Here is a 12,464-nt window from a genome sequence, read left to right on the forward strand (position 1 = left end):
CGCATCGTCCGCGCCGCGACGCGACCGATGTAACGTCGCCATCATGACCGACAGCCCGACGCGTGGCGCCTTCGACGTCACCGTGACCGACGAGGACGGGGTCCCCGTCGTCGTCGTCGACGGGGAGGTCGACATGATCTCGTCGCGCCGACTGGCCGACGCCGCGTTCGAGGCCGCCTCCTCGGCGCGCGGTGGACTCGTCGTCGATCTCGCCGGGGTGACGTTCCTGTCCTCGAGCGGCATCACCGTGCTCCTGCGCACCCTGGGACACGTGCCGGCGGGTGTCACCACGGCGTTCGTCGCGCCGCATCCCGCCGCGCGGCGACCGATCACCCTCAGCGGGCTCGACCGCGAAGCGCAGTCGTGGCCGGACCGGGCGACGGCCGTCGAGGCGGTTCGCTCCGGTACTTCTGTGCAGTAATCCGCGCTGGACGCGGACTTCTGCACAGGATTCGGCGCGCGGGTCAGCGCCCGACGGCGGGGCCCTTCAGCGCGCCGCGCACCTCACCCGTCCGCGGCTCGACGGCGCCGCGGGACTTCACCCATCGACTCGGCAGCTTGCCCACCAACTCGCCCAGCGGGTTGACCGCGGCGGCGAGGACGTCGACCGTGTCCTGCAGGATCTCCACGCTCACGCTCATGCGCTCGAGGTTCGGCGCCAGCGAGCTGAGCGACTCGGCCACCGTGACCAGCTGATCGAGCGGGCCGTTCTTCGCGGTGAGCCGGGCGATGGCGCCGTCGTCGCCGATCAGGGTCTCCACCAGGCCGCCGTCCCGGATCGCCCGATCGACGACGCCGTCCTCCCGCATCAACGTCTCGAGAACGCCGTCCTGCTTGGTGAGCAGTTCGAGCGGGCCCTCGGCGGCGGTGAGACGCTCCAGCGGGCCCTCGGGAGCGGTCATCCGGTCGAGCAGCCCGCCCTCCGCCAGCAGCCGATCGAGGGGGCCGTCCTCGGCGAGGATGCGCACCAGCGGCCCGTCCTCCGCCATGATCCGCTCGAGCGGTCCGCCGGGCTCGAGCAGACGGTCCAGGGTGCCGCCACGGCTGGTCAACCGGTCGACCGCACCGCCCGGCTCGAGCAGTCGGTCCAGCGGCCCGCCGGGACGCAGGGCGTGTCCGAGCGCGCGGTCGTCCGACGTCAGTTCCGCCAGCTGGGTCAGCAACTGCAGCGGCCCACCGCGGGGGCTGGCCAGCGCGACGGCGTCCAGCGATCCGGAGGCACCCGCCGCGAGGGCCATGCGGGTGGTCGCGACGGCCGACTCGGCAACGCCGACAGCGGATTCGGCGACAGCGAGGCCCACCCGCACCGGCATCGTCACTGCGGACACCCAGTTCATGCGGTCACTGTAACCGCTGGTGCACACCGGCAGTACGCGGAATCGGGGCAGTCGGTGGTCGCTGCTAGTGAGCCAGCTTCAGCCCGATGACGCACCCCACCAGTCCGAGGATCAGTGCGATACGCAGCAGCGACGCCGACTCGGTGCCGGTGGCCATCGCGTAGACGACGGTCAGGGCCGCCCCGATGCCCACCCAGACCGCGTAGGCGGTGCCGGTGGGAATGGTGCGCATCGCGACGGCGAGCCCGATCATGCTGAGAACCAGCGCGATTCCGAAGACGGCCGTCGGAGCGAGACGGGTGAAGCCCTCCGACTTGCCGAGGGCGGTGGCCCACACGGCCTCGAGGACTCCGGACACCACCAGGACGATCCATGCCATGACGACTCTCCTGCACCGTCTTGTCGCCTGCCGGGTACGGTGCGCTCGTCCGGGCCCGTCGTGCACGGGCTTCGTCCCACGGTAGCAAGCGGGGAATTCAGAGCCCGGCGATCAACACCGCCGCGATGGCCACCATCACCGCACCCACCGCCGCGTCGAGCACACGCCAGGCCCCGGGGCGCGCGAAGATCGGGCTCAGGAACCGGGCACCGACACCGAGGGCGGTGAACCACACGAGGCTCGCCAGAACGGCACCGCCGGCGAACAGCCATCGGCCCGAACCGGTTTCACGGTTGGCGACCGAGCCGAGGAACACCATCGTGTCCAGGTACACGTGGGGGTTGAGCCACGTGAGGGCCAGCGCGGTCAGGGCGACGGTCCGGGCCGACACCGCGGCGCGATCCTCGCCGAGCACCAGAGCCGAGGGGCGCAGCGCGCGGCGGAACGCGAGCGCCCCGTAGGCCAGGAGGAACACCGCCCCCGCGACGGTGACGACCGTGACGACGGCGGGAACGCGCTCGACCACGGCGCCCACCCCGGCCACCCCCGCGGTGATGAGGACGGCGTCGGACAGCGCGCAGATCGCGACGACCAGCCCGACGTGCCGGCGGGCGATGCCCTGGCGCAGCACGAAGGCGTTCTGCGCGCCGATGGCGACGATGAGGGAGAGCCCGATGCCGACACCGAGCGCGAAGGAGGTCACAGCGAAGAACGCTAGGAGAGCCACACCAATGCAGTCCAGTTCATGTTTCTGCGATTGCGTAAGTGTAGCTTCATCGAATGCAATCCGAGCAGCTCGAGGCCCTGCGCGCCGTGGTGGATCTGGGGTCGTTCGACGCGGCGGCGCGAGAGCTTCACGTCACTCCGTCGGCGATCAGCCAGCGCATCCGCGCGCTGGAGCAGGACGTCGGCTCCGTCCTGGTGGCCCGGTCGCGGCCGGTGCGCGCGACGGATTCCGGCACGGTGATGCTGCGACTGGCCCGCCAGATTCGCACGCTCACCGACGCAGCTCTGCAGGACGTGCATCCGACCGACGGCACTCCACGCGTGAGTGTCGCCGTCAACGCGGACTCGCTCGCGACGTGGATAGTCCCGGCGCTCGCCCCGCTCGCCGGGACGGTGCTGCTCGACCTCCGCCGCGAGGACGAGAACCGCACGTCCGACCTCCTGCGCGACGGATCGGTCACCGCGGCGGTGACGGCGGACGATCGGGCGGTGCGTGGATGCTCGGTGGTTCCGCTCGGTGCGCTCCGCTACCGCCCGTGCGCCGCGCCGACCGCGATGGCCCGGTGGTTCGCGAAGGGGGTCGACGCGGCGTCGTTGGCGCGGGCGCACACGGTGGTCTTCGACGAGGAGGACACCCTGCAGGACCGCTGGCTGGCATCACGGGGCGTGGATCCGACCGAAGTTCTCCGCCACCGGGTTCCGTCGTCCGCGGAGTTCACGGACGCTGTCGCCGCGGGCTTCGGATGGGGCATGGTGCCGGACCCGCAACGCGGCGATCACGCGCTCGTGGAGCTCGACGACTCCGTCCTCGACGTGCCGCTGTTCTGGCAGCAGTGGACATTGTCGTCCCCGGCTCTCGACGCCGTCGGCAGGGCGATCCGGGACGAGGCCGCCCGTACGCTCGTCGCGGTCAGCGCGTCGGGACGTGCCGACCGTGCCCGAGGGCCGTCAGCGCGGCCTTGATCTTCTCCTGCGCCTCGTCCAGCGACTCCGCCGTCGGCGACGGGTCGGCGCCGGAGATGTCGAAGTTGCCCATGTCGTAGGCGGGGAAGACGTGCAGGTGCAGGTGCGGGACCTCGAGACCGGCGATCAGCAACCCGGCGCGCGGCGCGTCGAACGCCGACCGGACCGCCTTGCCGACGGTCTGGGCGACGCCGGTCAGGGAGCCGAACGTCGCGGGGTCGACGTCCTGCCACTGGTCGATCTCGGCGCGGGGGACCACCAGCGTGTGGCCCTGCGTGACGGGGGCGATGGTGAGGAACGCGACGACGTCGTCGTCCTCCCAGACGAAGCGACCGGGGATGTCGCCGGCGATGATCGACGAGAAGAGGGTTGCCATGAGCGTGAGCCTAGGCGCTCAGCGCACCTCGCCCGCGATGTCGGCGGACGCCAGCATCAGCACCAACGCGGGCACGACCGTGGACGGCGCCAGCCGGTAGTCGCCGCGCGCGTGCTGATCGACGATGCGTGCGCCGGTGAGGGCCTTCAGGTGGTGGTAGAGCCGGCCCGCCGACGAGGCGTCGACGGTGTCCTGCAGCGCCGTCGCCGACATCGGTCCGCGCAGCAGGGCGCGCACGATCGCGAAGCGCACCGGATGACCGAGTGCCGCCAGCACCTCGACGGAGCGCTCGGGGGGCAACCCGAGCACTCCGTCGGGGGAGTAGGAGATCGACCACGAGACGTCGCCCGCCAGGTGCACGTCCCCCGAGTAGCCGACCGCGCCGCCGGTGGACGGCGGCGGATCCGACTCGGCCGTGGCGCCGGCCGACTCCAGGGCCGCGACGCGCGCCTCGAGCGCCGCGAGCCGGTCGGCGAGCTCGCTCACGCCACGCACGCCAACCGGGGTGCGACGGCGGGGTCGGTGGCCGCGTCGATCAGCAGCTGCTGGTGGGCGGCGAGGTTCTCCATGGCCGCACCGTAGTCCGCCGCGTCCAGGCCGTGCGTCAGCCAGACCACGACGGCGGTCCGGCCGTCGTCGCCGCGGAACTCGAAGCCGTGGGTGAGCACGCCCGGCAGGTTGCCGCCCTTGAATCCCATGGCCGTGAAGGGCTCCGGGGCGGACTGGTACTCGAGGTGACGACGGACGTCGTCGACGCCGGCGCCGAGCGATCCGTCGGCGACGGCCCGGTAGACGCGGGCGAGATCGTCGGCCGATCCGCGCGGACCGTAGCGGTCGTAGTACTCGAGAATCGCGGCCTCGTCCGGCGGCGTGACGTTCTGGGCGTAGCCGGCGCGGAAGTCGGCGTCGAAGGCGAAACGCTGGGCGAGCGACCACAGGTGGTCGCGGTCGACGGTCGGATCGAGCGCCCCGAGGTTGGTGCCGACGAGGGTCGGCGGAGTGAAGTCCGTCCACCCGGCAGCCGACGCCGCGGCGCGGAGAGCGTCGTCGCCGAGTCGATACCGCAGGTAGTCCGGGACGCCGTTGTCCGATTCGCGGACCATCGCCGAGACCATGTCGTCGAGACGCACGGTCGCGGCCGGGTCGAACGGGCTGATCCCGTCGTTCGCGATGCCCAGTCGGTTCAGGGCGGCGATGTGGGCGCCGCCGTCGGTGCCGGGCGCGTACCAGCGCTGCCAGTCGAGCAGGGGGACCTGCTCGTCGGGGTTCAGTGTGCCGTCGGCGACGGCACGCGCGTAGGCGATCAGGTGGACCACTTTCACGGCGCTGGCCAGCGGCTGGTCGCGGTCGGCGTGTGCCTCGACGGGGATGTCGGCTGTGTCGCCGGTGTCGCCGGTGTCGACGGTGTCGACGACGAACGCGACGTCGTCCGGGCGCTCCGCGGCCAGTCCGATCCAGCCGTCGGGGGTGTCGAATCCGGCAGCCGGGGGCGCCGGGCAGTCCGCCGTGGTGGTGGGGGCGGCGGCCGCGGGTTCGGCGGACCCGCAGCCGGTCACGACGAGGGCGACGGCGGTCAGCGGGGACAGCAGGATCAGGGCGGTCGGTGAGCGGCGCATCGAACTCCTCCGTTATTTCGTAATTCCGGATATGCAGAACGATAGCCAGGTCGGCCCACCGATGTCCAGACCTCGGCCCAGTACGCTGCTCGTCGTGCGCGTACTCGTCATCGGCTCCGGAGCCCGTGAACATGCCCTGATCACCGCCCTGCTCGCCGACCCCGGTGTCGACGCCGTGGCCTGCGCGCCCGGCAACGCCGGCATCGCCGCCGCCGTGCCGGTGCACGCCGTGGACGTCGCGTCGGGGGACGCCGTCGTCGCCCTCGCGCGCGAACTCGCCGCCGACCTGGTCGTCGTCGGACCCGAGGTGCCCCTGGTGCTCGGCGTCGCCGACGCCGTCCGCGACGCCGGCATCGCCTGCTTCGGACCGTCCGCGGCCGCCGCGCGAATCGAGGGTTCCAAGGCCTTCGCCAAGGACGTCATGTCCGCGGCGGGCGTGCGCACGGCGCACAGCGAGGTGGTCGACACCCCGGCCGTGCTCGACGCCGCGCTGAACCGCTTCGGACCCACCTGGGTGGTCAAGGACGACGGGTTGGCTGCCGGCAAGGGCGTCGTCGTCACCGCCGACCGGCGGGCCGCGCGCGACCACGCCGCCGAGTTGCTCGAGCTCGGGCACCCGGTCCTGCTCGAGTCGTTCCTCTCCGGTCCCGAGGTCTCCTTGTTCTGCCTCGTCGACGGCGAGACCGTGGTCCCGCTGCTGCCCGCCCAGGACCACAAGCGCGTCGGCGACGGCGACACCGGCCCCAACACCGGCGGCATGGGCGCCTACACCCCGCTCCCGTGGCTGCCCGAGGGCATGGTCACGCGCATCGTCGACGAGGTGGTGGCCCCGGTCGCAGCCGAGATGGCGCGGCGCGGCTGCCCGTTCTCCGGTCTGCTGTACGCCGGGCTGGCCGTCGACGCCGAGGGCCCCGCGGTCATCGAATTCAACTGTCGCTTCGGCGATCCCGAGACCCAGGCGGTCCTCGCGCTGCTCGACTCGCCGATCGGGGCCGCCCTGCACGCAACCGCGACCGGCACCCTCGACGCGCTGCCCCCGCTGCAGTGGAAGGACGGCTCGGCCGTCACCGTCGTCGTCGCCGCCGAGAACTACCCGGGCCGACCGCGCACCGGCGACGTGATCACCGGCGCGGACGGTCCCGGCGTCCTGCACGCGGGCACCGCGCGGAACGCCGACGGCGCGCTGGTCTCGGCCGGCGGGCGCGTCCTCGGCGTGGTGGGCGTCGGCGACGACCTCGCGGCCGCCCGAGCCGACGCGTACGACGTCCTCTCGCGGGTGTCGTTGCCCGGCAGCCACTTCCGCTCCGACATCGGACTCGCCGCGACCGAGGGTCGGATCTCGATCCCGTGACGGGCGAATCGGCTCGGTCGCGCATCGAGCCCTTCCACGTCATGGACGTGGTCGCCGCCGCGGCGCGGCGGCAGCGCACCCGCGGGGACGTGGTGTCACTGGCCGCGGGCCAACCCTCCACGCGCGCACCGCGTCCCGTGCTCGACGCGATGCGTACCGCGCTGGAGGAGAACGCGATCGGCTACTCCGAGACGCTCGGTCTGCGTGATCTCCGCGAGCGCATTGCCGCCCACCTCTCGCGCGGGGAGGGCGTCGACGTCGCGGCGGACGACGTCGTCGTGACCACCGGATCGTCGGGCGCCTTCACCCTGCTCTTCCTCGCCGCGTTCGACGCCGGGGACACCGTCGTCGTCGCCCGGCCCGGGTACCCGGCGTATCGGAACACGTTGGCCGCGTTGGGCTGTCGCGTGGTCGAACTGGACTGCGACGCGAGCGTCCGGTTCCAGCCGACCGTCGCGATGCTCGATGCGCTGCCCGCCCCGCCCGCCGGCCTGATCGTGGCGAGCCCGGCCAATCCCACCGGCACCGTGATCGACCCGGACGAACTGGCCGCCCTCGCCCGCTGGTGCGACGAGCACGGCACCCTGCTGATCTCCGACGAGATCTACCACGGCATCACCTACGACGGGGTCCGGTGCCGGAGCGCGCGGGCGTTCTCGGACCGGGCCGTCGTGGTGGGGTCGGTGTCGAAGTACTTCTCCATGACGGGGTGGCGACTCGGCTGGGCCGTGGTCCCGCCGGAGCTGCTCCGGGCCGTCGAACGGCTCGCCTCGAACATGACGGTGTGCCCGCCCACCGTGTCGCAGGTGGCCGCGATGGCGGCGTTCGACGACGCCTCGATCGCCGAACTCGACGGGCACGTCGAGCGCTACGCCCGCAACCGTGAGGTGCTGCTGACCGGACTCGCCGACCTCGGGATCACCCGCACCGCACCCGCGGACGGGGCGTTCTACGTCTACGCCGACCTCGGCCACCTCACCGACGACTCCGCCGCCTGGTGCGCCCGCGTGTTGGACGAGACCGGCGTCGCCGTGGTGCCCGGCCTCGACTTCGACACCGTCGTCGGTCGTCGCACCGTTCGTTTCTCGTTCGCGGGGGCCACCGAGGACATGCACGAGGCCCTCACGCGGGTGACGCCGCTCCTGCGTCGGTAGGGCGCTCGGCAGGGAGCGCAGCGCACGCGGCCAGCGCCGCGTGGACGTCCTCGGTCGAGATGCCGCGGTGGGTCACGAAGCGCACCCGGCCCGCCACCGTCACCGCCCCCACGCCCGCCGCGGCCAGCGCGCGGACCGTGGCCGCGGGGTCCTCCGTGGTGGCCAGGACGATGTTGGTCTCCGGGTGGTCGACGGCCCAGCCGCGCTCGTGCAGACCGTCGGCGAGCAGCCGGGCGTGCGCATGGTCGTCGTGCAGACGATCCCGTGAGCGCAGCGCCACGAGTCCCGCCGCCGCCAGGACCCCACCCTGGCGCACCCCGCCGCCGAGCATCTTCCGGATGCGTCGGGCTTCCGCGATGCGGACCGCGTCGGACACCAGTACCGAGCCGACGGGGGCACCGAGGCCCTTGCTCAGACACACCTGCACCGTCGTCGCCCCGCCGGTCAGCCGTGCGGGCTCCACCCCCAGCGCGGCGGCGGCGTTCCACAGCCGAGCCCCGTCGAGGTGGACCACGAGTCCGCTGTCCGAAGCCGCCGCCGTCAGCGCGTGCCACTCGTCCACCGGAGTGACCGTCCCGCCGGCGAAGTTGTGGGTGTTCTCGAGGCACAGCAGGGTGGTGCGCAGGGAGAAGTACGGCCCGGGGGCGACGTGCGCCCGCACGGTGTCCGGCGCGGGGCGCCCGGGACCGCCGTCGTGCGGCAGCACCTCCGGCATGCCCTGCGCGAGCCAGGCCGCGGAGCCCAGTTCGGATCCGAGCACGTGCGCGTGCTCCGGGGCGAGGAACTTGTCCCCGCGCTGCAGATGCATCATCAGCGCCGCGACGTTGCCCATGGTGCCGCTGGGCATCCACAGGGCGGCCGGCATCCCCAGGACCGCGGCGACCTCCTCCTCGAGCGCTGCCATCGTGGGGTCGTGGTCCAGCACGTCGTCGCCGACGTCGGCCGCGGCCATGGCGCGGCGCATCTCGTCGTCGGGAACGGTGACGGTGTCGGAACGCAGGTCGATGCGAGGAAGAGCGGGCACCGAATCACCCTGTCACACGGGCCGACCCGTCGATTCGCCCGTGCGGACGCCCCGGCGGTGGCAGCATGGTCCTCCATGTCGAGCGTCTCCGAACCCCGGTCGACGCCCAAAGGACGGCGTCGACGCGAGGCACTGGTGACCGCGGCGGCGGAACTCTTGCTCACCGGGGGATACGACGCGGTCCGCCACCGCAGCGTCGCCGCACGCGCTCGATTGCCGCTGGCGTCGACCACCTACTACTTCGACTCCCTGGACGATCTCGTCGCGCACGCGGCCGAGGTGAACGGCCGCCGAGAACTCGATCTCATCCGCGAGCAGATGCGGGAGCGCGCCGCGGACGGGCGGGACCCCGTGACCCTGGTGACGGACCTGCTCATCGGCCCCGACGACGCCGACGACGAGCGCCACGACCTGCTGGTCGCCCGCTACGAGCGCGTGTTGGCGGCCGCACGTCACCCGCAACTTCAGGGACTGCACTGCCGCCTGCGCGCCGAACTCGAGGAGATGGTGGCGGACGCGCTCGCCGCGGCCGGTCGCCGGTCGGACCGCGAGCACGTGCGGTTGCTGCTCGCCCTGGTCGACGGACTGGTCCTCGGGGCGCTGGGGGAGGAGGGGGCCGATCCGCGCGCCCGCATCCGGGACGTGCTGCGCGGCGCGGTCGAGGGTCCCGCACCACTGGAACCGGGCGGGGTGCTCGGACCGTACACTTCCGCCACGTGAGCCGGATCCCGAATGTCCTCGCCAACCGCTACGCCAGCCCCGACATGGTGCGGCTGTGGTCGCCGGAGCACAAGATCGTCCTCGAGCGCCAGCTGTGGATCGCGGTGCTGCGCGCGCAGGCGGCCCTGGGAATCGACGTCCCCGCGGACGCCGTGGCGGACTACGAGCGCGTCCTCGAGCAGGTCGACCTGGACTCCATCGCGGACCGGGAACGCGTCACCCGGCACGACGTCAAGGCGCGTATCGAGGAGTTCAACGCCCTCGCCGGGCACGAGCACGTCCACAAGGGTCTGACCAGCCGGGACCTCACCGAGAACGTCGAGCAGCTGCAGATCCTGCGCTCGCTCGAGCACGTCCACGCGCACGGTGTCGCCGTGGCCGCGCGCCTCGCCGAGCACGCCGCGCAGTACAGCAGCGTGGTGATGGCCGGGCGCAGCCACAACGTCGCGGCCCAGGCGACCACCCTGGGCAAGCGGTTCGCGTCGGCGGCCGACGAGATGCTCGTCGGGCTCACGCGGCTGCGCGAGCTGATCGACCGCTACCCGCTCCGCGGGATCAAGGGGCCGATGGGGACCGCCCAGGACATGCTCGATCTCCTCGGCGGCGACGCCGACAAGCTCGCCCGCCTCGAGGGCGCGGTCGCCGAGCACCTCGGCTTCGCGCACGTCTTCACCAGCGTCGGTCAGGTCTACCCCCGGTCGCTCGATCACGACGTCGTCTCCGCCCTGGTCCAGATCGGCGCCGCGCAGTCCTCCTTCGCGCACACGGTGCGGCTGATGGCCGGCCACGAGCTGGTCACCGAGGGTTTCCAGCCGGGGCAGGTCGGCTCGTCCGCGATGCCGCACAAGATGAACACCCGCTCGTGCGAGCGCGTCAACGGTCTGCAGGTGGTCCTGCGCGGCTACGCGTCGATGGCCGCCGAGCTGGCCGGCGCGCAGTGGAACGAGGGCGACGTCTTCTGCTCCGTCGTCCGCCGCGTCGCGCTGCCCGACGCGTTCTTCGCCGTCGACGGGATGATGGAGACCTTCCTGACGGTGCTGGCGGAGTTCGGGGCCTACCCCGCCGTCATCGCCAACGAGCTCGACCGGTACCTGCCGTTCCTGGCGACCACCAAGGTGCTCATGGCCGCCGTGCGCGCGGGCGTCGGGCGGGAGACCGCCCACGAGGCCATCAAGGAACACGCCGTCGCCGTCGCGCTCGCGATGCGGGAGGAGGGCCGCGAGCCGGACCTGCTCGACCGCCTCGCGGCCGACGACCGCCTGCCGCTGGACCGCGCCGCCCTCGACGCCGCCCTCGCCGACCGCACCGCGTTCGTCGGCGCCGCGCCCGCGCAGGTCTCGGCCGTGGTGGACGCCGTCACGCGGCTCACCGAGGCGTACCCGGAGGCCGCTCACTACACCCCGGCGCCGATTCTCTAGGCACCGCCCGGGAACCGACCGCTCCGGTGGAAAGCCCGCCGCGCACCCCTTACGGTTCTCGGGTGAGCACGCGCATCGTCGTCATCGGAACCGGCTACCTGGGGGCGACGCACGCCGCCTGCATGGCCGATCTGGGTCACGACGTCCTGGGGGTCGACGTCGACCCGAGCAAGTTGGCCAAACTCGAAGCCGGTGAGGTCCCGTTCTGGGAGCCCGGCCTGCCGGAGGTGTTGACCCGGAACATCGAGGCGGGTCGGCTGCGCTTCACCGCGTCGTACGCCGAGGCCGCCGCGTTCGGCGACGTATTCTTCCTCGCCGTCGGCACCCCGCAGCGCAAGGGCGAGTTCGCCGCCGACGTCACCTACGTCGACTCGGTGATCGAGAACCTCGCGCCGCTCGTCGACCGCCCGGCCGTGATCTTCGGCAAGTCGACGGTGCCCGTGGGGACGGCGGCGCGGCTCGGTGCCCGCGCCCGCGAGCTCTCGCCCGTGGGCGAGCAGCTGGAGGTGGCGTGGAACCCGGAGTTCCTGCGCGAGGGCCACGCGGTGCAGGACACGCTGCATCCGGACCGGTTGGTGCTGGGGGTCGACCGCGACCGTCCCGGTCGCGCCGAGGAGGTCGCGCGCGAGGTCTACGCGACGCTGCTGGGCGAGGGCATCCCGTTCCTGGTGACCGACCTCGCGACGGCGGAGCTGGTCAAGACCAGCGCCAACGCGTTCCTCGCCACCAAGATCTCCTTCATCAACGCCATCTCCGAGGTGTGCGAGGCGGCGGGCGCCGACGTCACCGTCCTCGCCGACGCGATCGGTCACGACGACCGCATCGGCCGCAAGTTCCTCAACGCGGGCATCGGCTTCGGCGGCGGATGCCTGCCCAAGGACATCCGGGCGTTCATGGCCCGCGCCGGTGAACTCGGCGCCGACCAGGCACTGACGTTCCTGCGCGAGGTCGACGCCATCAACATGCGTCGGCGGACCGCGATGGTCGACGTGGTGCGCGAGCAGGTGGGCTCGCTGCTCGGAACGCGGGTGGCCGTGCTGGGGTGCGCCTTCAAGCCGGACTCCGACGACGTGCGCGATTCGCCCGCCCTCAACGTCGCCGGTCAGCTGCAGCTGCAGGGCGCCGGGGTCTCGGTGTACGACCCCAAGGCGATGGACAACTCGCGGGCCCTGTTCCCGACTCTCGGCTACGCGGCCTCGACGTTGGACGCGTGCCGCGGTGCGGACGTGGTGCTCGTGCTCACCGAGTGGCGCGAATTCCGCGACCTCGTCCCGGCCGACCTGGACGGTGTCGTGCGCGAGAAGCGCATCGTCGACGGGCGCAACTGCCTCGACCCCGAAGTGTGGCGGAGCGGCGGCTGGGCCTACCGCGGACTGGGTCGTCCGTGACGGCAACGTCGG

At 72.6% G+C, this 12,464-nt stretch carries 14 protein-coding genes and 1 riboswitch; of the genes, 7 read left to right on the forward strand and 7 right to left on the reverse strand.

Annotation, left to right across the window (positions count from 1 at the left end):
• Positions 1–43 precede the first annotated feature (43 nt).
• Complete coding sequence (locus HQ603_RS00715) at positions 44–421, forward strand: STAS domain-containing protein (protein ID WP_222682486.1); 378 nt, start codon at positions 44–46, stop codon at positions 419–421.
• Between the two features lie 43 nt (positions 422–464).
• Here the strand turns inward: HQ603_RS00715 and HQ603_RS00720 are convergent, their stop codons facing one another.
• From HQ603_RS00720 to HQ603_RS00730, 3 genes are all read right to left on the reverse strand, one after another.
• On the reverse strand, positions 465–1,337 hold the full coding sequence (locus HQ603_RS00720) for an ABC transporter (protein ID WP_222682487.1): 873 nt from the start codon (positions 1,335–1,337) through the stop codon (positions 465–467).
• Between the two features lie 64 nt (positions 1,338–1,401).
• Positions 1,402–1,716, reverse strand: a complete 315-nt coding sequence (locus HQ603_RS00725) for a DMT family transporter (RefSeq protein ID WP_222682488.1) — start codon at positions 1,714–1,716, stop codon at positions 1,402–1,404.
• A 9-nt stretch (positions 1,717–1,725) separates the two neighbouring features.
• Positions 1,726–1,790, reverse strand: a riboswitch (guanidine-III (ykkC-III) riboswitch).
• Between the two features lie 23 nt (positions 1,791–1,813).
• Entirely contained in the window at positions 1,814–2,419 is a 606-nt protein-coding gene (locus tag HQ603_RS00730) for a LysE/ArgO family amino acid transporter (RefSeq protein WP_308126293.1), read from the reverse strand.
• 77 nt (positions 2,420–2,496) lie between these two features.
• Here HQ603_RS00730 and HQ603_RS00735 point away from each other — a divergent pair, with 77 nt between their 5' ends.
• Positions 2,497–3,405 (forward strand): LysR family transcriptional regulator ArgP, encoded by a 909-nt coding sequence (locus HQ603_RS00735; RefSeq protein ID WP_222682490.1) that lies wholly within the window; start codon positions 2,497–2,499, stop codon positions 3,403–3,405.
• Here HQ603_RS00735 and HQ603_RS00740 read toward each other — a convergent pair.
• From HQ603_RS00740 to HQ603_RS00750, 3 genes are read right to left on the reverse strand one after another with little or no spacing between them, the layout of a single operon-like run.
• Entirely contained in the window at positions 3,353–3,781 is a 429-nt protein-coding gene (locus HQ603_RS00740; RefSeq protein WP_222682491.1) for an HIT family protein, read from the reverse strand. The two genes, HQ603_RS00735 and HQ603_RS00740, sit on opposite strands and share 53 nt — an antisense overlap.
• A gap of 18 nt (positions 3,782–3,799) precedes the next feature.
• The gene (locus HQ603_RS00745; protein WP_222682492.1) at positions 3,800–4,267 is read right to left on the reverse strand and encodes an ArsR/SmtB family transcription factor; all 468 of its coding nucleotides are present in this window, start codon (positions 4,265–4,267) and stop codon (positions 3,800–3,802) included.
• Positions 4,264–5,397, reverse strand: coding sequence for a serine hydrolase (locus HQ603_RS00750; RefSeq protein WP_222682493.1), 1,134 nt, complete (start codon positions 5,395–5,397; stop codon positions 4,264–4,266). Before HQ603_RS00750 ends, HQ603_RS00745 begins: the two co-directional genes overlap by 4 nt.
• A 94-nt stretch (positions 5,398–5,491) precedes the next feature.
• Between HQ603_RS00750 and purD the strand changes: the two genes are divergently transcribed.
• Both purD and HQ603_RS00760 read left to right on the forward strand, forming a co-directional pair.
• The gene (gene purD, locus HQ603_RS00755; protein WP_222682494.1) at positions 5,492–6,748 is read left to right on the forward strand and encodes a phosphoribosylamine--glycine ligase; all 1,257 of its coding nucleotides are present in this window, start codon (positions 5,492–5,494) and stop codon (positions 6,746–6,748) included.
• Between the two features lie 41 nt (positions 6,749–6,789).
• The gene (locus HQ603_RS00760) at positions 6,790–7,902 is read left to right on the forward strand and encodes an aminotransferase class I/II-fold pyridoxal phosphate-dependent enzyme (RefSeq protein ID WP_261773234.1); all 1,113 of its coding nucleotides are present in this window, start codon (positions 6,790–6,792) and stop codon (positions 7,900–7,902) included.
• Here HQ603_RS00760 and HQ603_RS00765 read toward each other — a convergent pair.
• Positions 7,871–8,926, reverse strand: coding sequence for a threonine aldolase family protein (locus HQ603_RS00765; protein ID WP_308126294.1), 1,056 nt, complete (start codon positions 8,924–8,926; stop codon positions 7,871–7,873). The two genes, HQ603_RS00760 and HQ603_RS00765, sit on opposite strands and share 32 nt — an antisense overlap.
• 75 nt (positions 8,927–9,001) lie before the next feature.
• On the opposite strand from HQ603_RS00765, the gene HQ603_RS00770 reads away from it, so the two are divergent.
• From HQ603_RS00770 to HQ603_RS00780, 3 genes are all read left to right on the forward strand, one after another.
• Positions 9,002–9,646: a TetR/AcrR family transcriptional regulator gene (locus tag HQ603_RS00770; RefSeq protein WP_222682496.1), complete on the forward strand. Its 645-nt coding sequence runs from the start codon at positions 9,002–9,004 to the stop codon at positions 9,644–9,646.
• Positions 9,643–11,064, forward strand: coding sequence for an adenylosuccinate lyase (gene purB, locus HQ603_RS00775; protein WP_222682497.1), 1,422 nt, complete (start codon positions 9,643–9,645; stop codon positions 11,062–11,064). Before HQ603_RS00770 ends, purB begins: the two co-directional genes overlap by 4 nt.
• 62 nt (positions 11,065–11,126) lie before the next feature.
• Complete coding sequence (locus HQ603_RS00780) at positions 11,127–12,452, forward strand: UDP-glucose dehydrogenase family protein (protein WP_222682498.1); 1,326 nt, start codon at positions 11,127–11,129, stop codon at positions 12,450–12,452.
• The last annotated feature ends 12 nt before the right edge of the window (positions 12,453–12,464 follow it).

This window comes from Rhodococcoides corynebacterioides, from assembly GCF_019834675.1.
Lineage (GTDB): Bacteria > Actinomycetota > Actinomycetes > Mycobacteriales > Mycobacteriaceae > Rhodococcoides > Rhodococcoides corynebacterioides_A.

Coding starts and splice junctions, on each gene's coding strand:
- HQ603_RS00715 (WP_222682486.1), top strand. CDS start 44: ATGACCGACAGCCCGACGCGTGGCGCCTTCGACGTCACCGTGACCGAC.
- HQ603_RS00720 (WP_222682487.1), bottom strand. CDS start 1,337: ATGAACTGGGTGTCCGCAGTGACGATGCCGGTGCGGGTGGGCCTCGCT.
- HQ603_RS00725 (WP_222682488.1), bottom strand. CDS start 1,716: ATGGCATGGATCGTCCTGGTGGTGTCCGGAGTCCTCGAGGCCGTGTGG.
- HQ603_RS00735 (WP_222682490.1), top strand. CDS start 2,497: ATGCAATCCGAGCAGCTCGAGGCCCTGCGCGCCGTGGTGGATCTGGGG.
- HQ603_RS00740 (WP_222682491.1), bottom strand. CDS start 3,781: ATGGCAACCCTCTTCTCGTCGATCATCGCCGGCGACATCCCCGGTCGC.
- HQ603_RS00750 (WP_222682493.1), bottom strand. CDS start 5,397: ATGCGCCGCTCACCGACCGCCCTGATCCTGCTGTCCCCGCTGACCGCC.
- HQ603_RS00760 (WP_261773234.1), top strand. CDS start 6,790: ATGGACGTGGTCGCCGCCGCGGCGCGGCGGCAGCGCACCCGCGGGGAC.
- HQ603_RS00770 (WP_222682496.1), top strand. CDS start 9,002: ATGTCGAGCGTCTCCGAACCCCGGTCGACGCCCAAAGGACGGCGTCGA.